The organism is Aliidiomarina shirensis (assembly GCF_003987345.1).
GTDB classification, from domain to species: Bacteria; Pseudomonadota; Gammaproteobacteria; order Enterobacterales; family Alteromonadaceae; genus Aliidiomarina; species Aliidiomarina shirensis.
Genome location: NZ_PIPP01000001.1, coordinates 804,045 through 828,680, shown reverse-complemented (window position 1 = coordinate 828,680; position 24,636 = coordinate 804,045). Strand labels below are relative to the sequence as shown.

Below are 24,636 nucleotides of genomic sequence, written 5' to 3'. Positions count from 1 at the left end.
TATGTATCCGAATCTACGGAAGGTTTCGGTATCATCATTTTTCTTGATCATTATGTTGGCTAGCCCTAACGCTTTGGCGTTTGGGCTGCCAACATGCCCTCCACTCAATATTCAAACTTCTGGTGCTACCGGTACTGCTATTCTTGAAAGCAGCCCGTGGGCGCAACTTGAACTTAAGCCGGGCTTATTACGCCCGCAGCTAGAAAAGCTTCTAAAGCAGCATTGGGGAATTCAGAATGTGGTTTGGTATGCCGAAGATGGCCATTACTGGCCTACGCATTATTCTTTGCGTGCGGCTACCTGGGATGAGTTACTAGAAACGTTAATAGCCCCATATCACATCAAAGTTACTTTACATGCAAATCATACCGCAGTTGTCGATTACCTTTCTGATACCAAGCGAGGTTTGTAATGCGTTTGCTAAGCTTGATGTTAATGCTACCAATATTGCTCGCCTGCTCAGGGTTAGAAAGCTATGAAACGAAGCGCTCTGCTGCTGAGGAACGATTGCATGCTGCTTATGAAATGCCTACCGGAAATGATAAACCGAGCCGAATTATCCGTGAGCAGGGTTATTTTGTTCCTCCCTTACAGCTTCCAGAGAAGAACGGACCGGGTTGGTTTAATTTAAATTTAGAGTTTGCCTTTGACGACTACCCGCTGATGCAAGCGTTGCAGGATATAACGGCTCCACTTGGCGTTAGTGTAAGGTTACTCGATCAAATAGATCCAAATTTACCAATTAGTATTCGTCACCAAGGCACCGTCGGTGAGGCGATAGAGCAAATAGCTTTGCTAACTGGACTGTCATTTGTTGCCGATGAACGTTTGGTAACGTGGCGGCAGTACGAGATGGCTGAGTTTGATGTGGCATTCTTGGCGGGTGCAACAAACTTCTTTTTGGGCGCTGACGGGCAAGAACGCGCGGATTCTGGAGCTGTTGGTGGTAATTCGCAAATGGCCTTCAACAGCGGATTAAGCGATGAGTCAAGCCAGTATTTAAATTTTGCCAGTGAATCGCTTTCCGTGTGGGATGATCTTGAACGCGCGCTTTCCTTACTGCTTTCTGAGCATGGAGAAATAGCCGTGAATCAAAGTTCCACATCGGTTCTTATACGTGATTTACCGCAGCATGTTGCTCAGGTTCGAGAATATTTAATTCAACAAAATGAACGTTTAACTCGGCAAGTAGCAATTGATGTACAAGTTATTGAAGTAACGTTTAATGATTCAAAACAAGTAGGTATAGATTGGGATTTAATCTATCAAATGACCAGCGGTTCAGGCGTAGTGAACTTACTATCGGGTTCTGGGAATCAGTTTTCTAATGGTGCCTCTGGCTTAGGGTATCAACGCCAAGGTGGGCCAATGGCCGGGTCTAGTGCATTAATTAGCGCTCTAAATCAACAAGGTGTTGTTGAAGTGAGTAATCACCCTCGGCTAGTTACGTTAAATAATCAAATTTCAAAAATAATTCTCGAAGATAATGTCACATACTTGGCGTCCGCTGGAACGAGCTCAACAGCTAATGTCGGCACAAGTGATTTACTTATTCCTGGCGTTGTGCGAACCGGATTTGAGCTTTACGTTCTGCCGAAGGTAGCCAATGGGCAGGTGCTGTTGCAGCTTTCAACGTCGTTATCGGATCTACGCAGCATTGATGAAGTTCGTTCGGGCGAGATGATCATTCAAACGCCACAAACAAGCAGGAAAAAGTTTTTCATGAAAGCTATTGTGGCGAATCAAGAGACATTACTTATTTCTGGCTTAGAAAACAGTCGGGAACAATGGGAGCAACGCGGCTCTACGGGATCTTGGCTATTGGGTGGGAAACGACAAAATCAGCGACAACATTCGGAAACGTTGCTGCTACTTACGCCACGAATATTGGATGCTGGAGCAATGCTATGAACGCTGAACTCTTGATGGCTAAAATTTCGAGTCGGTTCCCGTACTTCGCACTTCGAAAATTAGCAAAGCAGTATGAGGCTGAATACGGCAGTGTGGTTAATATTGGTGGCAAAGCATGGGCGCAGCTTAGTGATAAACGTTTGCCAAATTATCTAGCGTGGGCTCTAAAGCGTTTTCGTTATTCGTCAGTTTTGTTGTGCTGTCAGGTAGAGAACAAGTGTTTAGTTCTTGCATGGCATAAGCAGGATGCTATTTGTAATCAATTTATCGGGTTTGAGCATTTGTCCCACCTGTTAGGGTGCTTTGTAGATATTGATGGTTTTGTGCCGAAAGTATTTTACTTTTTTTATCAGGAGAACGGTTTAACGTTGCTGCCTGATGATTGGTCTGATCGAGAAGAAATTGGTGATTGGCCGCAATTAACGAAATCTATCCCGCAACTTCAACAATTAATGAATACAGGGAAAAAGCCACTTACATTGGTATTTGCAATTACTGCGAGCATTTTATTGACGGTTATTATTTGGCCAACTGGCAACAATCTAGAACCGGAGCCAATACCTCCAGCTGAAACGAGTATACAAGAGATACTAGCAGGATCTCCGGGCGCAGTTGCTCCGTTGCTGCAACTTGACGGGCAAATTCAACGTTTGCTTTATCAACTCCCCGGTTGGGAGGTTGCACTTGTAGAATATCACCAAAATTCACTTCGATATCGCATGATCAGAAATACCGGTCGGTTAAGTGAACTGAGGCGGTTTGCTGATCGGCTAAATACACGCGTAATGGTTCAAGGGGAAGAAATTTGGTTGCAGCGGCTTGTGGCGTTACCACCCGCTTTAGATAACTCAACGGAGCTCGATAAATTACCCCAGTTGACGCAGCTAGAGGACCATTTGAACGACAGTATTCAAATACTTATTCCGGCCAGCGGAATACAATTTCAAGCAGTAGAACATAAAGCAGAATGGGGCGTACGGCGTGCGCAAATAACCTTAAATGGGCATTTCCACGAAGATCTTCTTACATTATCGAGTTTACTTGATGGTTTACCTGTTCGGCTCGTGGATGTGAGCTATCGAGTTACTAATAACCAGTTACATGGCTATGTTTCCATCGATATTTATGGAGTGCATAACGGATGAAATGGAATTCATTATCAGCAACTATCGGAGCACTTTTAATGCTTGTTTCGGCGATTACGGAAGAGCCTGATGTGATTGAGCCCATTCTTAACAAGGATGAAGTAAATCAACACAAGCAACTCGCTTTATCGTTGCGCAATCAACGATTACTTGAACAAAAAGCTGAATCGCGAGCGAAGCAACTACTTTTTCAGCTGCAAGCTGCTGAAGCCTGGGCCGCGATTCAGCGTTTAGGGGGGCAAGTAAGCGGGGCGCATGCCGATGAGGCTGACGCAGCAGACAATTCAAATTTATACGTTGCTGATGTAAATGAATTTTATGGTTTTCGCGCGTTGGCCATTATTAAACGCGGTGAAAATTGGATTGCTCGCATTGGCGATAACCAGCGCGTAATAACGGTGAAGAACGGTAGTGAATTAAAGCCGGGCGTGCGCGTTCGTATTGAAAAAGATCTTGTGGAGTTAACCGGGAAAGGATGGAAACACCAAATTAGCATGGAGTAGCTATGGAGATTATCGATGATCGCCGAGAACTGGGGTATGTTCACGTAGCCCCGCAAATGCTCGAGCATTGTTTAGATTTTTTCAATCAATGGAATGATCCAGAAGTTGTGGCGGTGGTGCTGGAGGATGGCCGTTTGCTTGCTTCATCAAAGGCTTGGCGTAAATACTACATAGATCTCCAGAAGATTGTGTTCGCAGCACGCAATATTTGCCCCGTGAAGAATTCGTGTGAAGGCGCAGCGGCAATGATTCGCGAAATTCTCACGGATGCAGACGGGCAACGCCGAGCTCTTGAGATTCAAGCCGGATTTACTGAATATGGAGAAAACCTTGCTCAACAGACCTTGAGCGATATCGTAACTGAAGCGCTTGCTATGAATGCTACCGACATTCATTTGCGAATGAGTGGACAAGAAGCCCGAATATCCTTTCGCATCGATGGGCTTCTGTGTTGGCAAGGCAACCGTAGTCGGGTGTTTGTCACCGAAGTTGTAGCTGCGGCTTTAAATACACAATCGGACGATTGCTCTGATGTTTTCGATGAACGCAGTATCTCCGCAGCAAGTATCTCGCTGGCGCTCCCAGAGCCCCATGGCGAAGTAAGAATTCGAGCTCAGAAATCGCCGTGCCGAGATGGCTTTACGGTAACGCTTCGTTTGCAAAAAAGTTCCCAACGAGAACTTCCAGAACTCACCTCTCTTGGGTTTGCAAACGATACGATAGCGGCTCTAAAACGCCTGATGCAGCAATCTATAGGGCTTATTTTAATATCCGGACCAACGGGACACGGAAAAACAACGACACTAGCGGCTATGAACCGCTTACTTCCGAAAACTCGGAAAGTTATATCGTTAGAAGATCCAATTGAGATAGTGCAACCGGCGATAGAACAAAAGTTTGTTGCCAATACAACGGAGCACAGTGCTTTTTCGGCGATGCTAAAAGTTGTCCTCCGCGAGGATCCTGATGTTGTTGAAGTCAGTGAAATTCGAGACTTGGAAACAGCTACATCGGCGATAAGTGCGGCGTTAACTGGTCATTTAGTGGCATCAACTATTCATGCGAATGACGCCATCGGTATTGTTCCTCGGTTACTTGATATCGGTTTAAATGCCGTGCAATTGAGTCAACCAGGCTTACTTGCAGGGCTTATAGCGCAGCGACTACTACCACGGCTTTGCCAGTACTGCAGAATAAAAGATAAAAGCGTGCATTACGGTGTGCTTTGGCAGCGAAATGAACAAGGCTGTGAACATTGTCAGCACAGAGGTGTAGTAGGGCGTGTGGTTATTAGTGAAGTTTTAGTACCGGGAGAAGATTCAGGACGCTACATCCGAGAGCAAGACTTCCATGCTTGGCGAGAACATCTATTAAAGCGCGGTTGGAAAAGCCTAGCTCGTGAGGCTGAAATACTCGTAAAACAGGGTGTCGTTTCTCTCAACGACGCTTGTGAAATTGTTCCGAATATGCGGATGCAAGGCGAAAGTATAACGATTGCAAAGGAAAGCGATTATGCATTTGATGTTCAATAATCGGTTTAGTAAGGAAAAGCAGTTTCAGTTTTTGCTCGATTTCGGCCAGTGGCTTACGGATGGGCAATCACCAAACAGTGCGCTTGCAGGAATGGAACTTATTGCAAAGGAAAGAAACGATCGTGTTGAGTTGAATATTATTGCGAAATTAAGAGCCACTTTAGCGCAAGGAAAGCCGATTGCAGTAGGTATGCAAAAAAATTTCAGTAAGGATTTACAATTGTTAGTTGATGTTGGCCAAAAGGCAGGGTGCTTGCCAGCCCTGATTACCAGTTATCAGCATTTTCGTGAACGTCGATATGCACTTATTCAACGGGTGATTAAGGGGCTTATTTATCCGCTTGTTCTGCTTTTTGCATCTTTGATTGCTGTCGCTTTTATTGGCGCAGTGGTATTGCCAAAATTCAAACACGTAGATTCTGAAACACCTATGCCTGTTATGAGTGAATGGTTGCAACAGTTTGGTGGACTTCTTTATCAGTTTGGCCCAGCAATACTGATAAGCGGGCTGCTCGCCACCTTGGGGTTCATTCTGTTGGTGTCTCGTAACATCCATAAGCTCCCGAATTGGCTTCAAAACTGCACAATATTTTCGATACTTAAAGCGTATAACGCGATTTATCTATTGCAGGGGCTGAGCTTGTTCTTAAGCTGTCGCTTGAGCCTTGAACGTTCGCTACAAATTTTTGAATCAAGATCTTCGGCTTTCTTGCAAAACCATATTAGCGCTATGCGTAAATCACTGGCTCGTGGAGAAACAAACATGACTAAAATCTTTTCCACCGGTTTGTTCAGCCAGGTAGCTCTTTATCGTTTGGAGGTGGGTTCGGCTACGCGGCAGCCGAAAGGTACGTTATTTGCACATCTTGCGGAGCGAATGATGCGTGATGTCGAGCGGTTAGTGATTGCGCGTCAACGCGCAATGGCATATGTGTGCTTTGTTACTGCCGTAGGATTAATTTTAATGATTATCATTGGTTTAGGGCAGCTATTTACTGATTTAGCACAGCAATGGGCGTAATTTTATACAACAACCCAATGGAAATAACTAAGGAGTCATAGATGACAAATGGAATTGATAGATCGCGTCAGAATTTGTACGAATCAAACGTTATTGCTTTACGACCTGAATCTACCGGTTTGGTGCGAGCACGAGGGTTTACATTTATCGAGATTCTCGCAGTGCTGGGTATTATCGCCCTCGCAACGGTTGGTGTTTTAAGCCTACGTGATTGGGCAACTAGCAATGCTCGTATTGCCGAAGTGAAGGCTCAGGTAGCAACAATACAATCAGGCGTTCAACAATGGCGGCCGCGCAATGGGGTGTATACCGGAATATCCGTCAGTAGTTTGAGCAGTGTGGCCTCACTTCCAGTTGACTGGGCCGACGGCTCCGGCATAAATCCGTGGGGAGGCGACATCGAAGTATCGGTAGATTCAGCTGACGCTACGCGTTATCGAGTGCGATTCACCAATATTCGAGTTGAGGAAGAGGGGATGCGCTTGCAGCGCGACTTTGCTGATATAGCCGAAGCGGCAAGCTTTTCGTCTGGAACCTTTGAAGTTACTTTTCAAGGATAAATCTATGTTTAGCTTCTCATTCTTTGAAGTTCTTGTGGTGATTGGGCTTTCCGCGAGTATTCTCGCATGGCAATCGAGCGCTTGGTTGATTGCCGACCGGTTTGATACAAACGGTGATGAACAGCTTCATAAATGTGCATTATCATTTCAGGCAACCCATCGGCGAGAAGATGAGAAATATTGGTTTTCAGAGAATGGGGAGCTAATTTGTGGTGAATCAACGCAGAAATAATGGCTATTCGCTATTTGAACTTATCATTGTATTGTCATTCGTTGGCGCAATACTGACTTTCACCGTTAAATTTACCGCCAACCAGCAACAGAACAGCCGTGTTCAATTGTTAGTGAGTGATCTTAGTGATTTAAAAGATGCGGTGTACAGTGCGGGTAAATATCTAGACCATGAAGTAATGCCAGAACAGCTCGTGTCAGAACAACTTTATTTTGGTGATTTAGACAGTCCGTGGGGCGAGCCCTATCAAATCGAATACACGGAATATGGAACTTACGTAACCGGATTTGCTAAAAGCAATCAATTTGCCGCTCGCGTGGCGAAACAATTACCTGCCGCTGAGGTTGAAAATGGGTGGGTGAAACTATTTATTCATCGTCCAAACCTGCAGTTAGATGTTTCGCAATTTCTGCACCGAGAGCTAATTACTGACCGGCCGTATTTAAACCAAATGAATACAGACCTAGATATGCAGGGCAATAATATTTTCGATGCTCAAGAACTAACGGCAAATCAAAGTGAATTCACAAATGTTTCTGCAAATACCGCTTGGTTGTCTAATTTGGTCAGTGAAGATACGGTTGCGGGCAGTTTGTCGGCTACCAATGTAACCAGCGATACCGCGGCATTTACGAATGCACAGGCTGACTTTTTAGCAGTTTCAGAATTATCAGTTTCTGATCTATTTGCTGAGAATTTATCAGTTAGCGCACCGCTTATTTCCGTGCAAAACCTGCAAATAAATAATCTTCAGGGAAGCAGCTTAACGGCGGAGGAACTATCGGTAGCACATCAGCTATCGGTAAGTAATGCCATTCAGGCCAATAACGCACACTTTTATACGTTTGAAACTCAAAATTTAGATGTTCAGAACGCTACGTTGCAGACCTTGTCTGCTGACGAACTCAGCAGCGATTCCGTTGTCGCGAATAGTATTAATGTCAATTCGTTTTCTGCAAACCAATTAGATATCAGCGGTAACCTACAAGTATCACAATTAAATGCAAACACTATCATTGCGAGTGATTTTGTGACCGCCACCAGTTCATTGGTGGCGGTGCAAAAATTAGCGGCAAAGTTAGACTCGCTCTGGTTGCAGTGTACGGTCGATGGGGGATGTCAGTGAGTCGCTTAAGCTGGGGATATCGTTGGCACGGGCAAAGCATGCTTGAAGTGGCCATTAGTTTGTTCTTCTTTTGTGTATTTATCGCCACCATTACCCAGTTACTTTGGATATTTTTAGCACAACAAATGCTGCAAGCGACGACATTGAGCGCTGCCCGCTTTGCTGCAAAAGCAAGTATGGACAACGCCGGCGTGCAGATGCTAATTCAAAACCGGATAAAGGCGATTCCCGGCTTGCAAATTCACATACCGAAAATTCAACGCGTAGCGCCAACAGATGAGGATGTAAAAACGCATGGAATTTATGATGCTCGAAATAAGCGTCATCGTTTGCCTGCGGAGTTTCCGGAACTAAATCTATCGCTACTAACGAGAGAGGAACAAGAGAAGTTTTTGCAACTGCGCGTTTTGCAAATTGAAATTGAGTACTGTTTTTCGCTGCGCGTACCGTTAGCGGCAACATTAATTAAAAGCGCCACTAAGGCCAGCATTCACTGCCAACTACAACAGCGCAATAAGCCTATGTTACCGATTCACACGAAAGCGAGTGTTCCGTTAGCCAATGATTTTTGGCTTTAGCGTGAAGTTTTTGGCTTATGCTAATTAGTGGTCACTATGGAAGTCATTACATGCTTGCAAAGTATTTGCCATAAGCATGGCCACTGTCATTGGGCCAACACCGCCAGGAACTGGCGTAATAAAGCTAGCGCGCTCACGGGCAGCTACGAACTCTACGTCGCCACACAGCGAACCATCGGTACGTCGGTTGATCCCAACGTCAATTACGATGGCACCTGGTTTAACCCATTCTCCGGGAATGAATCCGGGCTTACCTACTGCTACTACTAAGATATCGGCGCGCTTAACATGGCTCGAAAGATCGCGCGTGAAGCGGTGGCAAACGGTCGTTGTGGCACCGGCAAGCAGAAATTCTAAACTCATAGGTCGGCCGACAATATTGGAGGCCCCTACAATTACTGCATGTTTACCATGTAAATCAGTGCCTGTGCTTTCTAGTAATTTAATCACACCATACGGAGTGCATGGACGTAATACCGGAAGCCGTTGTGAGAGGCGACCGATATTATACGGATGGAAACCATCTACATCCTTTTTCGGGTCTATGCGCTCTAGAATGCCGGTCGAATCTAAACCAGCGGGCAGCGGTAATTGTACGAGAATCCCATCGATTTCGGGATCCTGATTCAAATCATCAACAAGCGATTCAAGTGTCTCTTGACTGGTTGTAACCGGCAAATCGTAGGCTTTTGAAATAATGCCTACTTCATCACAAGATTTGCGTTTGCTGCCTACGTATACTTGCGAAGCTGGGTCTTGGCCAACGAGAACTACCGCTAATCCGGGCGCTCGCTTGCCTTGCTTAAGGCGCTGAGCAACCCCTTCTTTGACGGTATTTCGAACTTCTTGAGCGATGGCTTTACCATCAATCAGTTGCGCATGGTTCTGGGAGGTCATGATACTTTGGTTCCGGGAACTAGAGAAAAAGGCTAACTGGGCACATATTGTCGCGGAAAATGAAGCAGAGAACAATGAAACGAGTGAAGTTTAAGCACATTTTCTGTCAATTCGTAGATAACTGACGTAAAAATAGGCATACAGCACAGTATTCTCAAAAATTGTTTGACGAGGTGGCGGCAGATAGGTAATATTCGCCCCCGTTGAGCTCCTGAGATTTCATTCGGGAAAACGACTGTCGGCGATTAGCGCAGCTTGGTAGCGCACTTGGTTTGGGTCCAAGGGGTCGCAGGTTCAAATCCTGCATCGCCGACCATTTTTTCTTTATGCTAAACCGTAGGAAGAATAACGCGCCCGTAGCTCAGCTGGATAGAGCAACTGCCTTCTAAGCCGTCGGTCGCAGGTTCGAATCCTGCCGGGCGCGCCAATTTCGCTGCTGTTTTAAGCGAAGAAATAGGCCGTCAGCATAGAGTTCAAAACAGTGGTGGGTGTAGCTCAGTTGGTAGAGCCCCGGATTGTGATTCCGGTTGTCGTGGGTTCGAGTCCCATCATCCACCCCATTTCTAGAAAATGCTTCAATATTGTCGGCGATTAGCGCAGCTTGGTAGCGCACTTGGTTTGGGTCCAAGGGGTCGCAGGTTCAAATCCTGCATCGCCGACCACTCCCTCAGATTTAATCTCTGAATCATATCTCAATATCACTTTATCAAATTTTAATATTGCGTATGATACAAGGTATCTGCTCATGGCGAGCTATTCCTACTGAACGAGATTTAACATGTTTGATGCGCAATTGATGGCCAACACTCGCGAGCTTTCCGATCGATTGGTGCAGCTCCAATCGCCGATACGCATTCTTGATGCGGTCAATTGGGATCGTAGTATCAAAGAAGAGTTTTTCCGCCAAAAAGCACAGCATAATCCAACTATTTCGCGTAGCTATTACCAGCAAAAAAATCTAGGTTTTGATCCGGAATCGTTGCGCCAAAGTTTGGCTGAATTACAGCGCGATATCGTTCGGCAACTCGGCCGGTTGAGCCCTGCATCGCAATTAATGACCCGAGCATGCCGCGAGTACCGCGATGTTATTCGTCTTATCGAAGCCCGCGGCACCTCTGAGTTTCATGAGCTGTCAGTAGAACTTTTTGGTCATCCCGATGATGTTTTTCACGCCAATGAACCTTCGCTATCAGAACTTGCCACAATGCTGCAGAGCCCGCTCGATAGCTTGCTGGCCAGTGATGCGCTGCCAGAGGAAAAAAAGAGCATCAGTGCGAGTGAAGCGGTAGCACGATTGCAAGCTCAGCTTGATTTAAGTATGCCCGATGTTGATGTTCAAGTAATGCTCTCAGATGGGATTGTGAGCGATGCGGCCGCAGGTAGTGACCGTATTAAGCTTAATCAAGATGTGCTCTTCTCCCAACGTGAGTTGGACATTCTTGAGGTGCACGAAGGTTGGATTCATGTAGGCACAACGCAAAATGGTTTAAAGCAACCTTATCTCACGTGTTTGAGTAAAGGCACTCCGAGCGCAACGATTACGCAAGAGGGGTTAGCTGTGCTCACTGAGGTTATCACGTTGCGTTCAACGCCGCGGCGGTTAGCGAAGCTCGTGCAACGTATTCATGCGGTGGCGTTAGCAGCAGATGGTGCTGAGTTTGTTGAGGTATACCGGAATTGTTTAGAGCAGGGCATGCGGCCTGAAGAAAGTTATACGCTAACTCAACGCGTATTTCGCGGCAGTACCGCCGATGGTAAGCCTTTTACTAAAGATCTGGCTTACATTCGCGGTTTCGTATTGGTTTATAATCTAATACGCGTAGCCGTGCAATTAGGCAAGATAGATAGGCTACCATTGTTACTCACCGGCAAGATTGCGATTGATGATTTCCGTTTAATCTGTGAATTATCTGATTCTGGAATGATTGCCCAACCAAATTTTGTACCACCGCACTTTAAAGATTTACGTGGCTTAGCCACTTGGCTAAGTGTGGGCCGTTTCTTAGGTGATTTCTCGTTTACTCAACTCGAGAATGATTACCGTCCGTTAATTCCATAAAGTTTTTGATGGTTAAATTCCCAAGGATTCTTAATGAGCGTTAAACGCAATTCCGGTTACTCTTTGCAAACACGTGTTGCCCAGGCGTTAAGCTACGTGGAACCAAGCACGCAAGGTTTGGTGCCGCCAACGTATCCATCAACAACGTATTTGCGCGATGAAGATAATGAATACCGTTCCGGATTAGTTTATTCCCGTGCGGATAATCCAACGTATCGAGTGGTCGAAAGCGTTCTCGCGGACATTGAAGAGGGCGAGGATGCGCTCTTGTTTGCTTCCGGAATGGCAGCGGCGGTAACCGTTTTTCAAGCGCTGCGCCCGGGCGATCACGTTTTGGCACCGAAAGTAATGTATTGGGCATTGCGGAATTGGTTACTTACCTTAGGGACCGATTGGGGATTAGAGGTTGAGTTGGTGGATATGACCAACACAGCCGCGGTCGAGAAGGCAATTATAGCCGGTAAAACTAAATTAGTGTGGTTAGAAACACCAGGTAATCCGCTATGGACCATTTCGGATATCCAAGCTATTTGTCATCTCGCTCACAGTGCGGGAGCAAAGGTAGCGGTCGATTCTACCTGTGCTACGCCAGTGCTGAGCTTACCAATCACACTGGGTGCCGATATTGTGATGCACTCCGCTACGAAATACTTGAATGGGCATTCGGATGTGATCGCCGGGGCTTTAATTGGAGCGAAAGATGACGCCTTCTGGCAACGCATTCGAATGGTTCGGAAACAAGGGGGAGCGGTATTAAGCCCAGCCGATGCGAATCAATTACTTCGGGGCATGCGGACATTGGAACTACGCGTACGGCAAAGTAGCCAAAGCGCACAAATCATCGCGGAACGGCTACAGGCGTTACCAAATGTTATCGAGGTGCTGTACCCAGGTTTGCCTTCATTTTCTGGACATGAAGTTGCTGCCAAACAAATGCAGGGAGGGTTCGGGGGAATGCTTTCGGTGCGTTTACAAAATAGCGCTATGGCCATTCATACAGCGGCATATACGAAGCTTTGGAAGCGGGCTACGTCACTCGGAGGAGTTGAAAGCTTAATTGAGCATCGAGCAAGTATTGAAGGTATTGATTCTCCAGTGCCTGATGATCTTTTACGCCTTTCGGTAGGCATCGAAGACGCCGACGAGCTATTTGCTGATTTACAGCAAGCGATGGCCTCGGCGAATAATGCAAAAAATTAATACAACATACTAATGTCAGATCCTTTAAAAGTTGCGTCTGGGTTTGCGGAATTTGAAATCGAAATAAAGAAGAGCCGATTTATTGCTATCGCTGGACCCGCGGAAAATCGCGATCAAGCTTTGCTTTTATTAGAAAAAACGAAAGCACAATACCCTGATGCTCGCCATCACTGCTGGGCTTATTTACTTGGCGGCGCGCAACTACCAAGTAGTGCAGCGATGAATGATGATGGTGAACCTAGCGGTACCGCAGGAAAACCTATTCTAAATGTTTTGCAGCATAAAGGTATCAGTGATGTGATGCTTATCGTGGTGCGTTATTTTGGCGGTGTAAAGCTGGGCGCCGGTGGTTTAGTGAGAGCATATTCGCAAGCTGCTGAAGCAGTAATGCGTAAGGTGCCGTTTACTATTCATGTGGCTCAAAGCCGTTGGCAAGTTTCTGTTGATTTTTCGTTGGAGCAGCCGCTTCGGCATTTTCTCAGTGAAAATGAGGGGAACATTGATAGCGTAACTTATACCGACACCGTAAATGTGAGCCTATCACTTCCCACGGAGCATGATGCAGCCTTTGATGCTTTCTGCGCGCAGCATCAACTCAAGGGCGTGCGTTTAGTTGATGAGTAGCAGGCGATTGCTTAAATCAACTTGGCAATAACGATCGGTGCGCGGGTTTGGAACGCGTGAGGTATCGGTTTCCGCAAATGTACTTGGGCCCAATCCCATACTCAATAAATCAGCTTCTGAATAGTAGAATCCTTGGTATTGCTCAGTCATACAGCCGATATTTTTATCAAAGCCATAAACGGTAATATATTGGTCGACGTTGATGCGGTTGAAAAATCGAGTTTCCCGGCGCAGGTAAGCATTGGCATTTTGGGCAATGAAATCACCTACGCCCGGAAACAGTGTTGATGTCCATTCACTGAGCCTGCTTTGTTCTAGTGCGCCGCCAGCCCATGCCACAATAGCTCCTTCATCAACCGTACGAGTTTTTGCAGCAGTGAAAATGTAATTTGCGCAGCCTTGCTTGCATATATCGGTAACCCGTAAATCAAAAGCATTCCGGTACAAAATATAGCCGAGCTGCATCGCAGCCATTGGGTCTGAAGTTTCGCTCGATATATGTAGTTCGGTAACCTCGGGATAGTCAGCTACCAAGTTTTCCAGTTGCTCAACGGTAGAATTCGTTACCTTGCCTTGAATCGAGAAATGATTCTCAAAGATTTGCACTGATGCGCCAGTGTCTGGGGTAGAGGACGAGCATGCAGATAGAAGTAGAACACTCAGAATTGATACTTTACTGATCATAGAACGCTGACGCATTTAAATTACCCTTATTATTTTTATTCACATAACGTTTGTGTCGCGACAAATACTGTACCAACTGATCCCTATCCTAGGCCATATTTTGTTCATCGGCAACTTAGGAAAAGCGCATGTTATTGGTTGAACGAAAATGAGGCTGAGCACGGAATCTGGCGATTACGATGCGGATGATTCTCTATACTCTACTCGATTTCTTCCTTTTGCTTTTGCCAACGTCAGCATATTGTCAGCTTGGTTCACAAGATCATCTGCATTTCGGCTATCAGATAGGCAGGCTATACCGCCACTTACTGTAACGTTCTTGCTGTTTTCCGTGCTTGGATGAGTGATGCCTTCTAACTCGAGTAACTGCAGAAAATCATCGCTACGTTGGCAAGCATCAAGAAAGCTAAGATGAGGAAGCATTACCGCAAACTTTTCATCGGCAAAGCGACACACAAGCTCGCCATTTCTGCGAAAATGTTGCTTTAGAAGCCCAGCTAGCTTTTGAATTAAGGCATCACCGGACGGAAGGCCAAGACTCTCGTTATATGCTCTAAAATCATCGATACCGAACATTGCGACAGTAAGTTCATGTTTTTGCCGCAATGCCCTGGCCATCTCCTCTTGCAGGCGGTCGGTGAATTGCCGACGATTCGCTAATCCAGTTAGCCCGTCTCGAAGCACTAATTCGCGGAGCGCGTCATTGTTTGCCATAAGCTGCTGTTGCGATGTTTGTAAGGTATGGTAAATGCGCTCATTACTTACCGCCGTGGCAATGAGTTCGCCAATAAGCCGCGTTCGCCGAATATCAGCTTCGGACCAACGACGATTTCTAGCGACCATATCTAAACCTATGAAACCGATTAATTCATCCATTTCATAGAGGCCGACACAAAGTGTTGAACGAATATCCTCGCGTTCAAACTCGGCCTTCTCAAGCGCTCCTTCATCGGGGATCTTGGCTGTGTCGGTTATCGCGAATACGCCTTGGCTTTTAATTTGCTCGAAAAACCAAGGAAGCTGTGTATTGGGAATTTCTTGAAGATCATCGATATGACTTGAAATTCCATCATTAACCCACTCGTGGGTATTGCTCATTGTGGTATGTTCAAAGTCAAACAGAAATACGTAGGCTCGATCGGATTGGCAGAACTCGCCTAGCCGAGTAAGCGCATGGTAAATATTGGCGTCAATTTGCGCGAGCTTAGAATTTCGCAGTAGGGTTGATAAATCGGCAACAATTTTCTCAAAACCAATGAAATCACGAAGTGACACTTCCGCATTTGACATATCCATTGGCGTACTTTTATTAAAAAATAACCGATGGTCTCTGGGTTGTAACGTTAATGCGTAAATTCGTTCATCGTCGCCATAGAATTGATTGCTTTCGATGCTGACTGGAAAATTTGCTACGATTAAATCACGACGATCAATAACTTCGCCGGATAACGCTGCGATAATCGGCGAGGCAATAGGCTGTGGATCCGTGGCAGCACCAGTGAGATGAACGTCAGGAAAGAATTGTAACTTTTCAAGCTGCGATTTTAACGGCAAGTCGGCATCGAGATTGAGTAACTCAATTGCAGTTTGATTGGCAAAGTAAGTACGCGATGGGATTCCTGAGTCTTCCGATTCCGCGGCGAAGACAACAGCTACAGGCAAAAGGTCAACAACTGCTTGCCAATTTTTTATCGAAGTTCCAAATTGAGGCATCATGGGTCCCGTCGTGCAGGTATTTTTCTTATTATAGACGCTTACTATTGATAGGTTGCTTTTTCATCGCCACTTTGTCAATTTAAGAATGCAGTTTTAGCGCTGCTAGCGATGATTTGTCTTGTCTGCTGATTAATTCGGCGGCTATGCTCGACTCTGTCGCTTGTCATCGTTATAATGTCGCGTCATTTTTTCATGAAGTGCTTTATGAGTACTTGCTTAGAAAAGAGTAGGTGGCCGCGGGATCGACATCCCGAGTATGCAGGCACCAGATTTTTTGGAGTAGCTTAAGAATACTGTTTGTTACGTATTGAGAAGATTTCAATAACGTAATAACGGAATGATTAAGGCTACGGTAATACGAAATGCACTATTTAGTGATGCTGAGGTAACAACGCAATGCAGGTTTCTGTTGAAGCAACTGAAGGTTTAGAACGCCGGATTACCATCTCTGTTCCGGCTGAGAAAATTGATAAAGAAGTTAAGAGCAAAGTACAACAACAGGCTCGTACTGTTCGTATGGACGGCTTCCGCCCAGGCAAAGTGCCAGTAAGCTTGGTTGCTAAGCGCTTCGGCCCTGCAATTCGCCAAGACGTAGTGATGGAGCAAATCCAACGCCACTACATTGAAGCTTTGGTGCAAGAGAAGATTAATCCAGCGGGTGCGCCTCGCTTTGAACCAAAAGTTGACGAAGAAGGTAAAGACCTTGAGTTCGTTGCTGTGTTCGAAGTATATCCAGAAGTTGAATTAAAAGATTTGGATAAGGTTAGTGTTGAGAAGCCAGTAGCAACGGTTACTGATGCAGACCTTGAAAAAATGCTAGAAACCTTACAGAAGCAACATGCTACTTTTGAAGAAGTGAAGCGTGGCGCGAAAGAAGGCGATAAAGTAACTTTTGATTTTCTTGGCCGCGTAGATGGCGAAGAATTTGAAGGCGGCAAAGCTGAAAACTTTGAATTGGAAATGGGCCAAGGCCGCATGATTCCAGGTTTCGAAGACGGTATGAAAGGGTTGAAAGCTGGCGCTGAGAAAACTATCGAAGTGACGTTCCCTGAAGATTACCATGCTGAAGATTTAAAAGGTAAAGTTGCTGAGTTTGATCTTGTAATCAAAGCAGTGAATGCACCAAAACTACCTGAACTGAATGATGATTTTGCTACTCAGTTCGGTATTGGCGATGGCGGTATTGAAGCGTTGCGTGCTGAAGTTCGCAAGAACATGGAACGTGAACTGAAAAATGCTGTAAAAAATAAAGTTAAGCAACAAGTTATCAAAGGTTTGTTAGCGGCTAACGATGATATTCCAGTGCCTGCAGCAATGAAAGAACAAGAAGTTAAAGTTCTTCGCCAGCAAGCTATGCAGCGGTTTGGTGGAAATGGCCAGAACATGCCTGAGCTACCAGCAGAATTATTCTCTGAGCAAGCTGATGAGCGCGTTAAAGTTGGATTGTTACTTGGCGAAGTTATTCGCGGTAACGAACTTAAAGTTGACGAAGCACGCGTTCAGGAAATGATTGAAAATACTGCTTCTGCGTATGAAGATCCGCAAGAAGTAGTTGCGTACTACAAAGAAAATGCTGAAGCGAAACAGCAAGTTGAAAATGTAGTGCTCGAAGATCAAGCTATTGATTTTGTGCTCGAGAAAGCGAAAGTTACTGAGAAAGAGTTTAGCTTCGATGAAGTGATGAACCCTCAAGCAAAATAAGCATTTGCTGAAATTCTCAGGAATTGGTTTAATGGCTCGGGTTAATGTATCCGAGCCATTTTTTTTAGGAGTGAATTAGCTAATGGGAAATACTTTACCGGATCCAATGGCGGCACTTGTGCCAATGGTAATCGAGCAAACAGCAAAAGGTGAGCGTTCATTTGATATTTACTCACGGTTGTTGAAAGAAGGAATTATCTTTTTAGTTGGGCCTGTAGAAGAACAAATGGCGAATTTGATCGTGGCTCAAATGTTGTTCCTTGAATCAGAGAACCCGGAGAAAGATATTTATCTGTATATCAATTCCCCAGGTGGCTCGGTAACGGCGGGTATGGCTATATACGATACCATGCAGTTTATCCGGAATGACGTATCCACAATTTGTATCGGCCAAGCCGCAAGTATGGGCGCGTTCTTGTTAGCGGGTGGCGCCAAAGGCAAGCGTTTTTGTTTACCTAACTCGCGCGTGATGATTCATCAGCCATTAGGTGGTTTCCAAGGGCAAGCTTCGGATATTGAAATCCACGCTCGCGAAATCATGTACATAAAAGATAAATTAAATAGAATTTTAGCAGAGCACACAGGCCAAGAGATTGAGCGTGTGGCAAACGATACTGATCGTGATAACTTTATGAGCTCGGAACAATCGGTAGCTTATGGTATCGTTGATGAAGTATTAAGCCATCGCGGTGCGGAAAAAAGCACTGGCAAAAAGTAAGCGTATTAATTAAGTAAAAGTACATATTTGGTTGTACTGGAGAAGTGAATGACGGATACAACATCTGGCACCAGCAACAGCAGTAAAGCGCTTTACTGTACCTTCTGTGGCAAGAGCCAGCACGAAGTAAAAAAACTTATCGCCGGGCCATCGGTCTTTATTTGCGATGAGTGTGTTGATCTATGTAACGATATCTTGAAAGAAGAGATCAAGAACATTTCACCTCAAGCTGGTGAAGATCAGTTACCAACACCCAAAGAAATACGCCAACACTTGGATGATTACGTAATTGGCCAAGATCACGCAAAACGTGTGCTTGCGGTAGCTGTTTATAATCACTACAAGCGCCTACGTAATGCAGGCGTGCACGATAATATCGAATTAGGTAAGAGTAATATCTTGCTGATTGGTCCTACAGGTAGTGGTAAAACGTTGCTCGCCGAAACATTGGCCCGCTTCTTAGATGTTCCCTTCACGATGGCTGATGCTACGACGTTAACGGAAGCCGGTTACGTTGGTGAAGATGTCGAAAATATCATTCAGAAGTTATTGCAGAAATGTGATTACGATGCGGCGAAAGCTGAACGTGGAATTGTTTACATTGATGAAATCGATAAGATTTCGCGTAAATCAGATAACCCTTCCATCACCCGCGATGTTTCTGGTGAAGGCGTTCAACAGGCGTTATTGAAGTTAATTGAAGGTACGATTGCTTCGGTACCACCGCAAGGTGGTCGGAAGCATCCGCAGCAAGAGTTTGTGCAGGTAGATACTTCGAAAATTCTATTTGTTTGTGGTGGCGCTTTCTCAGGATTAGAGAAAGTTGTTCAGCAGCGGTTGGCTACTGGTGCAGGTATTGGTTTTGGTGCCAAGCTGAAATCAAGTTCAGATAGCAACCAAATTAATTTGCTAACACAAGTTGAACCTGAAGATTTGGTAAAGTATGGCTTAATTCCTGAATTTATTGGCCGTTTACCTGTAGTGGCAAGTTTGACCGAACTCGATGAAGACGCATTAGTGCAAATTCTTGGTGAACCAAAAAATGCGATTACCAAGCAATATGCTGCGTTGTTGGATATGGAAAACGTAGAGCTCGAATTCCGTGAAGATGCCTTGCGAGCGATAGCTAAAAAGGCCATGCAGCGGAAAACCGGTGCTCGCGGGCTTCGTTCTATTGTGGAGGATGTTTTGCTTTCAACAATGTATGAACTACCTTCCATGACCAACGTGAGTAAAGTGGTGATCGATGAAACTGTGATTACCGGTGAATCGGATCCCATACTTATTTATTCGAAACAAAAAGACGCCCAAGCATCGGGTGAATAATCAAGAAAAGGGGCCATCCGGCCCCTTTTTTATTACCTAGCCATTGAACTTTATCGGATAAGCCGCATATTAAGGGTATATCAGATTTTTTGGACACTAAAATATGGGAACAGTAATGACAGAAGAAAGCGGAAAACGTCAGGGCATTCCGGTATTACCTTTACGTGATGTAGTGGTATATCCACACATGGTAATTCCATTGTTTGTTGGCCGAGAAAAATCAATTCGGTGTCTTGATGCTGCAATGGATAACGATAAACAAGTGTTCCTAGTTGCGCAGAAAGACGCAGGTGTTGAAGAACCAAGCGCTGATGATATTTATGAAGTGGGCGCGGTTGCAACGATTTTACAGATGCTCAAACTTCCGGATGGCACAGTTAAAGTATTAGTTGAAGGCGTTCAGCGTGCCAAAGTAACGGCATGGCAGCCAGACGGAGATTTTTTCCGGGCTGATATCGAATCATTGCTTACTGAACCGATGGAAGAGAAAGAAGAGGAAGTACTGGTTCGTTCAGCGCTGAATCAATTCGAAGGTTACGTAAAACTTAACAAGAAAACTCCGCCAGAAGTGCTTACCTCGTTAAATGGTATCGATGATGCTGATCGTTTGGCCGATACCATGGCCGCGCATATGCCGCTCAAACTTGCAGATAAACAGCGGGTATTGGAAATCATCCAAATCCAGGAGCGCTTGGAACATTTAATGGCCCTCATGGAGGGTGAGATTGATATTCTTCAAGTTGAGCGAAAAATCCGTAATCGGGTAAAACAGCAGATGGAGAAAAGCCAACGCGAGTACTATTTGAATGAGCAAATGAAAGCAATTCAAAAAGAGCTCGGTGAGGGTGAAGATGGTGTTGACGAGTTTGAAGTACTAGCGAAAAAGATCGAAGAAGCGCAAATGCCGAAAGAGGCGTTGGATAAAACCAAAGCAGAGCTACAGAAGCTTCGGATGATGTCGCCGATGTCGGCTGAAGCAACCGTGGTGCGCAGCTATATTGATTGGATGACCAGTGTTCCATGGCATAAAAAATCACGAGTTAAGAAAGATTTAAGCCAAGCTGAGAAAATTCTTAATGAAGATCATTTTGGTTTGGAAAAAGTAAAAGAGCGTATTCTTGACTATCTAGCGGTGCAGCAACGCAGCAAGAAAGTTCGTGGGCCTATTTTGTGTTTAGTGGGGCCACCAGGTGTTGGTAAAACATCATTAGGGCAATCAATAGCCAAGGCTACGGGGCGTAAGTACGTGCGTATGGCGCTTGGTGGTGTTCGTGATGAAGCTGAAATTCGCGGCCATCGCCGTACCTATATTGGTTCGATGCCCGGTAAATTGATGCAGAAAATGGCCAAGGTTGAGGTTCGTAACCCACTGTTTTTACTTGATGAAATAGATAAAATGGCTTCGGATATGCGCGGCGACCCTTCTTCTGCTTTGTTAGAAGTGCTCGATCCTGAGCAAAACAATGCGTTTAACGATCACTATCTAGAAGTTGATTACGATCTTTCCGATACCATGTTTGTTGCTACTTCTAATAGCATGAATATTCCTGCGCCATTGCTCGATCGGATGGAAGTTATTCGCCTTTCTGGCTACACAGAAGACGAAAAGTTGAATATCGCGAAACGCCACCTATTAGAAAAGCAACTTGAGCGCAATGGTTTACGTAAGGGTGAAGTGGATATTACCGATGATGCAATTCTTGGCATTATCCGTTATTACACGCGGGAAGCGGGCGTTCGGAATTTAGAGCGTGAAATTTCTACGCTATGCCGTAAATCAGTACGCCGCATTTTGTTGGACAAGAAACTGAAAAAAGTAACCATTAATCAAGACAATCTTGAGGATTTCCTTGGTGTTCAACGATTTGATTTTGGTAAGGCGGAAGATGAAAATCAAATTGGCCAAGTTACTGGTTTAGCGTGGACACAAGTAGGTGGGGATCTATTAACCATTGAAGCGACGAACGTAACCGGCAAAGGCAAAGTAGTGTGCACCGGCTCTCTTGGTGATGTTATGAAGGAATCCATTAGCACGGCGATGACAGTGGTTAGAAGTCGAGCCGAAGGCTTGGGAATCGCCAATGACTTTCACGAGAAGCGGGATATTCACGTTCACGTACCCGAAGGCGCCACACCTAAAGATGGCCCCAGCGCGGGTATCGCGATGGTTACTTCGTTGGTTTCGTCTTTGACCAACAAACCTGTGCGGGCTGATGTCGCCATGACGGGTGAAATCACATTGCGTGGAGAGGTGTTAGCTATCGGTGGATTGAAAGAAAAACTCCTAGCAGCGCACCGTGGTGGCATCAAACGAGTGTTGATTCCAAAGGACAATGAACGTGATTTGAAGGAAATTGCGGACAATGTAAAGGCAGATCTCGAAATTTTTCCAGTTCAATGGATAGATGACGTACTCCGCCTTGCTATGGCTGAAGATCCTTATAAGCTTCAGAAAAATAAAGAGAAAGAGTGATTTTTATGGTACCTAAAGAGGCTGTTCTCAGCCTCTTTACGTAAAAATTGTTAATTTAAAGCGAAAAAATGCTTTTCATCCAAAATCACTGTGATAGCCTAGAGTCTAGTGCCCGCCCTTGCCAACAAAGGCATGCGGAGTGGTAGGGTAACTCAAAATAGCATTTTCAAATGCTTGAACTAATGGTATAAGCTTGTTATAAACTTGTCTGTACTATTTTTAATGGAACTAAAAAACTCCATAATAACAATCTAAGGGGATGACACTGTGAATAAGTCTCAGCTAATTGACAAAATCGCAGCAGACGCAGAACTTTCAAAAGCAGCTGCTGGACGCGCACTTGATTCTTTTATCAGTACTGTTACTGAAGCTCTTAAAAGTGATGACCAAGTAGCATTAGTAGGTTTCGGCACTTTCACTGTTCGTGAGCGTTCTGCTCGCACAGGCCGTAACCCACAAACTGGCCAAACAATCCAAATCTCTGCTGCTAAAGTACCAGCTTTCAAAGCCGGTAAAGCACTAAAAGATGCGGTAAACTAAGAAGTAAGCATTTTAAAACCGCCGCGAAAACTGTGATATACTTCGCGACGAGATGACTGCAAGAAGCGCATCTTCCGATGCGCTTTTTTCATGTTGATGGTTCAACAATAGCTGGTGGAAAGAGTAAAACGATGCTCGATAGGATACGTGAGGGCACACAGGGCCCGGTGGTAAAAACCATCCTGTTTATAATTATTCTTGCTTTTGCGTTTACTGGGGTGAGTGCTTACCTCGGTGGTAGTGTTGATGATTACGCTGCTAAAGTGAACGACAAAGAAATTTCTCGTGCTGATTTCGACCGTGCTTATCAAGGCCAACGGGCGAGAATGGAACAGCAGTTCGGTGAAATGTTCGAAATGCTTGCTGCAGATGAAACCTACATGCGTGAAATGCGTGTTGGTGTGCTCGAACAGATGATCGAAGAAGAGCTAGCTGTACAACTTGCCAGCGATATGAACTTATCGCAATCAGCCGACGCGCTGCGAAATGCAATTCGGCAAATGCCTGAATTTCAGATTAACGGTCAATTCAGCAATGATGCTTATCTTCGTCAGTTGAATTCAGCTGACTTTACACCAACTGCGTTCCGTGACTATCTGCAGTTGCAAATGAATCGCGTTGCATTAATGCAGGGCGCATTTGGTAGCGAGTTTGTATTAGACAATGAAAGCGAACGCTTGCAAGTACTGCAAAATGAACGCCGGAGTGGCCGCTACGCTTTAGTTTCAGCAGATGACTACATGGATCTTGTGGAGTTAAGCGACGCTGAAATCGAAGAGTTTTATTACGAAAACCAAGATGCTTTCCGTCAAGAAGAACGCATTAAGTTAGCTTATGTAGAGCTTAGTTTCACCGATGTTCTCGAATCAATTGATGTCGATGATGCAGAAGTTCGCGCTTACTATGATGCTAACCCAGCGTCTTTTCGTAGTGAAGAATCGCGCTCTATTGCACATATCTTGGTAGAGTTTGGTGACAATGAAGATGCAGCATTAGAACGCATTCGTGAGATTCAATCGCGCTTAGAAGCAGGTGAAGACTTTGCTGAATTAGCGGCAACCGAATCTGATGATATATTTTCAGGTGAAGATGGCGGCGAATTAGGGTTATTGGAGCGTGATACATTAGATCCTGACCTAGAAGACGCTGGCTTTGCGCTTGCAGCTGAAGGCGATGTATCTGATGTGGTTCGTTCAGAATTTGGTTTTCATTTAATCAAACTGACTGACCTTACTGAAGCAGAAAGCACAAGTTTTGCCGACGTAGCGGATGATATCCGCGCTAATATTGCGCAAGCAGAAGCTGAACGTGTTTACTTTGAGCAACAGCAAGAATTGGCTCGGATTTCTTTTGAGGTGGATAACACCTTAGATGAAGCAGCGGCAGCGCTTGGCTTAACTGTGCAAACTTCACCTTGGATTAGCCGCAATGAACCAGTAGAAGGTTTCGACGACGCTAACCTACTTCAGCAAGCATTTTCTGACGATGTAAGTGAGCGTGGTTTGAACTCAGAGCTGATTGAGTTGGACGATCGAAGCCTTGTGGTGCGCTCATCGGAGTATCTAGCACCGCAAGTACTTGCTTTAGAAGATGTACGTACTGATATCGAAGCGTATTTAAGCGCTGATAAAGCAGAAGCACTCGCCGCGGAACGTGCCCAAGAAATTTTGGCGATGGTAGAGGCTGGCGATAATGTGGCAGATATCGAATTTGTCGATATTGAATCAGCTTCTCGTTTTGGTAGTAACTTGCCGGGTGCGGTACGTCAGCAATTATTTAGAATGCCTGTGTCTGATAGCCCAGTATACGCGCAAGTAACCCTTAGTAATGGTGATGCTGCGGTTATCGAGTTAACCAATATGCAGCCAGGCGTTGTCGACGCAGAGGATGCTGAGCGTTCTAAGCGTCAATTAGAAAGCCAATATGCTGAATTAGCTTATCGTGCGGTTATGGATGCGTTAAAAGCTAAAGCTACTATTGAGCGCCGTCTGTAATTGGATTGTTGGCCGTTAGCTAGTTGTGCCGTGGATGTTCATTGAACCGAGCACAATATAGATAGCATTGGCAATTACATCAGCGATCATGAAAAG

General features: G+C 45.1%; 22 protein-coding genes and 4 tRNA genes. 23 read left to right on the top strand and 3 right to left on the bottom strand.

The window, feature by feature from the left end; genetic code table 11:
- The first annotated feature begins 1 nt into the window (after position 1).
- The 10 genes from CWE13_RS03895 to CWE13_RS03850 are packed head-to-tail and all read left to right on the top strand — an operon-like array spanning position 2 to position 8,608.
- A complete protein-coding gene (locus CWE13_RS03895; protein WP_126806059.1) occupies positions 2 to 412 on the top strand; it encodes a hypothetical protein in 411 nt (136 codons plus the stop codon).
- A complete protein-coding gene (locus CWE13_RS03890; protein WP_126806057.1) occupies positions 412 to 1,911 on the top strand; it encodes a hypothetical protein in 1,500 nt (499 codons plus the stop codon). Before CWE13_RS03895 ends, CWE13_RS03890 begins: the two co-directional genes overlap by 1 nt.
- Positions 1,908 to 3,056 carry a hypothetical protein gene (locus CWE13_RS03885; protein ID WP_126806055.1) on the top strand — a complete coding sequence of 383 codons (1,149 nt, stop codon included), beginning with the start codon at positions 1,908 to 1,910 and terminating at the stop codon, positions 3,054 to 3,056. Before CWE13_RS03890 ends, CWE13_RS03885 begins: the two co-directional genes overlap by 4 nt.
- Positions 3,053 to 3,559: a hypothetical protein gene (locus CWE13_RS03880; RefSeq protein ID WP_126806053.1), complete on the top strand. Its 507-nt coding sequence runs from the start codon at positions 3,053 to 3,055 to the stop codon at positions 3,557 to 3,559. Before CWE13_RS03885 ends, CWE13_RS03880 begins: the two co-directional genes overlap by 4 nt.
- Before the next feature lie 2 nt (positions 3,560 to 3,561).
- On the top strand, positions 3,562 to 5,091 hold the full coding sequence (locus tag CWE13_RS03875; protein WP_126806051.1) for a GspE/PulE family protein: 1,530 nt from the start codon (positions 3,562 to 3,564) through the stop codon (positions 5,089 to 5,091).
- Positions 5,072 to 6,112: a type II secretion system F family protein gene (locus tag CWE13_RS03870; RefSeq protein WP_126806049.1), complete on the top strand. Its 1,041-nt coding sequence runs from the start codon at positions 5,072 to 5,074 to the stop codon at positions 6,110 to 6,112. Before CWE13_RS03875 ends, CWE13_RS03870 begins: the two co-directional genes overlap by 20 nt.
- Positions 6,113 to 6,153: 41 nt before the next feature.
- The gene (locus CWE13_RS03865; RefSeq protein ID WP_241973620.1) at positions 6,154 to 6,672 is read left to right on the top strand and encodes a type II secretion system protein; all 519 of its coding nucleotides are present in this window, start codon (positions 6,154 to 6,156) and stop codon (positions 6,670 to 6,672) included.
- Between the two features lie 4 nt (positions 6,673 to 6,676).
- Positions 6,677 to 6,904 carry a hypothetical protein gene (locus CWE13_RS03860; RefSeq protein ID WP_126806047.1) on the top strand — a complete coding sequence of 76 codons (228 nt, stop codon included), beginning with the start codon at positions 6,677 to 6,679 and terminating at the stop codon, positions 6,902 to 6,904.
- Positions 6,882 to 8,030 carry a hypothetical protein gene (locus CWE13_RS03855; RefSeq protein ID WP_126806046.1) on the top strand — a complete coding sequence of 383 codons (1,149 nt, stop codon included), beginning with the start codon at positions 6,882 to 6,884 and terminating at the stop codon, positions 8,028 to 8,030. Before CWE13_RS03860 ends, CWE13_RS03855 begins: the two co-directional genes overlap by 23 nt.
- Positions 8,027 to 8,608 carry a TadE/TadG family type IV pilus assembly protein gene (locus CWE13_RS03850; RefSeq protein ID WP_126806044.1) on the top strand — a complete coding sequence of 194 codons (582 nt, stop codon included), beginning with the start codon at positions 8,027 to 8,029 and terminating at the stop codon, positions 8,606 to 8,608. The genes CWE13_RS03855 and CWE13_RS03850 overlap by 4 nt, the downstream gene beginning before the upstream one ends.
- Positions 8,609 to 8,632: 24 nt before the next feature.
- Here the strand turns inward: CWE13_RS03850 and folD are convergent, their stop codons facing one another.
- Complete coding sequence (gene folD / locus CWE13_RS03845; RefSeq protein WP_126806042.1) at positions 8,633 to 9,505, bottom strand: bifunctional methylenetetrahydrofolate dehydrogenase/methenyltetrahydrofolate cyclohydrolase FolD; 873 nt, start codon at positions 9,503 to 9,505, stop codon at positions 8,633 to 8,635.
- Between the two features lie 239 nt (positions 9,506 to 9,744).
- Here folD and CWE13_RS03840 point away from each other — a divergent pair.
- The 7 genes from CWE13_RS03840 (at position 9,745) to CWE13_RS03810 (ending at position 13,388) form a co-directional block, all read left to right on the top strand.
- Positions 9,745 to 9,821 (top strand) — tRNA-Pro (locus tag CWE13_RS03840).
- 34 nt (positions 9,822 to 9,855) lie between these two features.
- Positions 9,856 to 9,932 (top strand) — tRNA-Arg (locus CWE13_RS03835).
- A 57-nt stretch (positions 9,933 to 9,989) separates the two neighbouring features.
- Positions 9,990 to 10,065: transfer RNA gene (locus CWE13_RS03830), tRNA-His, on the top strand.
- A 25-nt stretch (positions 10,066 to 10,090) separates the two neighbouring features.
- Positions 10,091 to 10,167, top strand: a tRNA-Pro gene (locus CWE13_RS03825).
- A gap of 116 nt (positions 10,168 to 10,283) precedes the next feature.
- A complete protein-coding gene (locus tag CWE13_RS03820; protein WP_126806040.1) occupies positions 10,284 to 11,564 on the top strand; it encodes a flavohemoglobin expression-modulating QEGLA motif protein in 1,281 nt (426 codons plus the stop codon).
- Between the two features lie 33 nt (positions 11,565 to 11,597).
- On the top strand, positions 11,598 to 12,764 hold the full coding sequence (locus CWE13_RS03815; protein ID WP_126806038.1) for a trans-sulfuration enzyme family protein: 1,167 nt from the start codon (positions 11,598 to 11,600) through the stop codon (positions 12,762 to 12,764).
- 12 nt (positions 12,765 to 12,776) lie between these two features.
- A complete protein-coding gene (locus CWE13_RS03810; RefSeq protein ID WP_126806036.1) occupies positions 12,777 to 13,388 on the top strand; it encodes an IMPACT family protein in 612 nt (203 codons plus the stop codon).
- Here the strand turns inward: CWE13_RS03810 and CWE13_RS03805 are convergent.
- Both CWE13_RS03805 and CWE13_RS03800 read right to left on the bottom strand, forming a co-directional pair.
- A complete protein-coding gene (locus tag CWE13_RS03805; RefSeq protein WP_126806034.1) occupies positions 13,374 to 14,087 on the bottom strand; it encodes a hypothetical protein in 714 nt (237 codons plus the stop codon). The two genes, CWE13_RS03810 and CWE13_RS03805, sit on opposite strands and share 15 nt — an antisense overlap.
- Before the next feature lie 159 nt (positions 14,088 to 14,246).
- Positions 14,247 to 15,788: a sensor domain-containing diguanylate cyclase gene (locus tag CWE13_RS03800; protein ID WP_126806033.1), complete on the bottom strand. Its 1,542-nt coding sequence runs from the start codon at positions 15,786 to 15,788 to the stop codon at positions 14,247 to 14,249.
- Positions 15,789 to 16,184: 396 nt separating this feature from the next.
- Here CWE13_RS03800 and tig point away from each other — a divergent pair, with 396 nt between their 5' ends.
- The 6 genes from tig (at position 16,185) to CWE13_RS03770 (ending at position 24,540) form a co-directional block, all read left to right on the top strand.
- The gene (tig, locus tag CWE13_RS03795; protein ID WP_126806031.1) at positions 16,185 to 17,489 is read left to right on the top strand and encodes a trigger factor; all 1,305 of its coding nucleotides are present in this window, start codon (positions 16,185 to 16,187) and stop codon (positions 17,487 to 17,489) included.
- Positions 17,490 to 17,571: 82 nt separating this feature from the next.
- Complete coding sequence (gene clpP, locus CWE13_RS03790) at positions 17,572 to 18,207, top strand: ATP-dependent Clp endopeptidase proteolytic subunit ClpP (protein WP_126806029.1); 636 nt, start codon at positions 17,572 to 17,574, stop codon at positions 18,205 to 18,207.
- A 48-nt stretch (positions 18,208 to 18,255) separates the two neighbouring features.
- Positions 18,256 to 19,533, top strand: coding sequence for an ATP-dependent protease ATP-binding subunit ClpX (gene clpX, locus CWE13_RS03785; protein WP_126806027.1), 1,278 nt, complete (start codon positions 18,256 to 18,258; stop codon positions 19,531 to 19,533).
- Positions 19,534 to 19,648: 115 nt separating this feature from the next.
- Positions 19,649 to 22,006 carry an endopeptidase La gene (lon, locus tag CWE13_RS03780; protein WP_126806025.1) on the top strand — a complete coding sequence of 786 codons (2,358 nt, stop codon included), beginning with the start codon at positions 19,649 to 19,651 and terminating at the stop codon, positions 22,004 to 22,006.
- 267 nt (positions 22,007 to 22,273) lie between these two features.
- Complete coding sequence (hupB, locus tag CWE13_RS03775) at positions 22,274 to 22,546, top strand: nucleoid-associated protein HU-beta (protein WP_007419067.1); 273 nt, start codon at positions 22,274 to 22,276, stop codon at positions 22,544 to 22,546.
- Between the two features lie 77 nt (positions 22,547 to 22,623).
- On the top strand, positions 22,624 to 24,540 hold the full coding sequence (locus CWE13_RS03770; protein ID WP_126806024.1) for a SurA N-terminal domain-containing protein: 1,917 nt from the start codon (positions 22,624 to 22,626) through the stop codon (positions 24,538 to 24,540).
- The last annotated feature ends 96 nt before the right edge of the window (positions 24,541 to 24,636 follow it).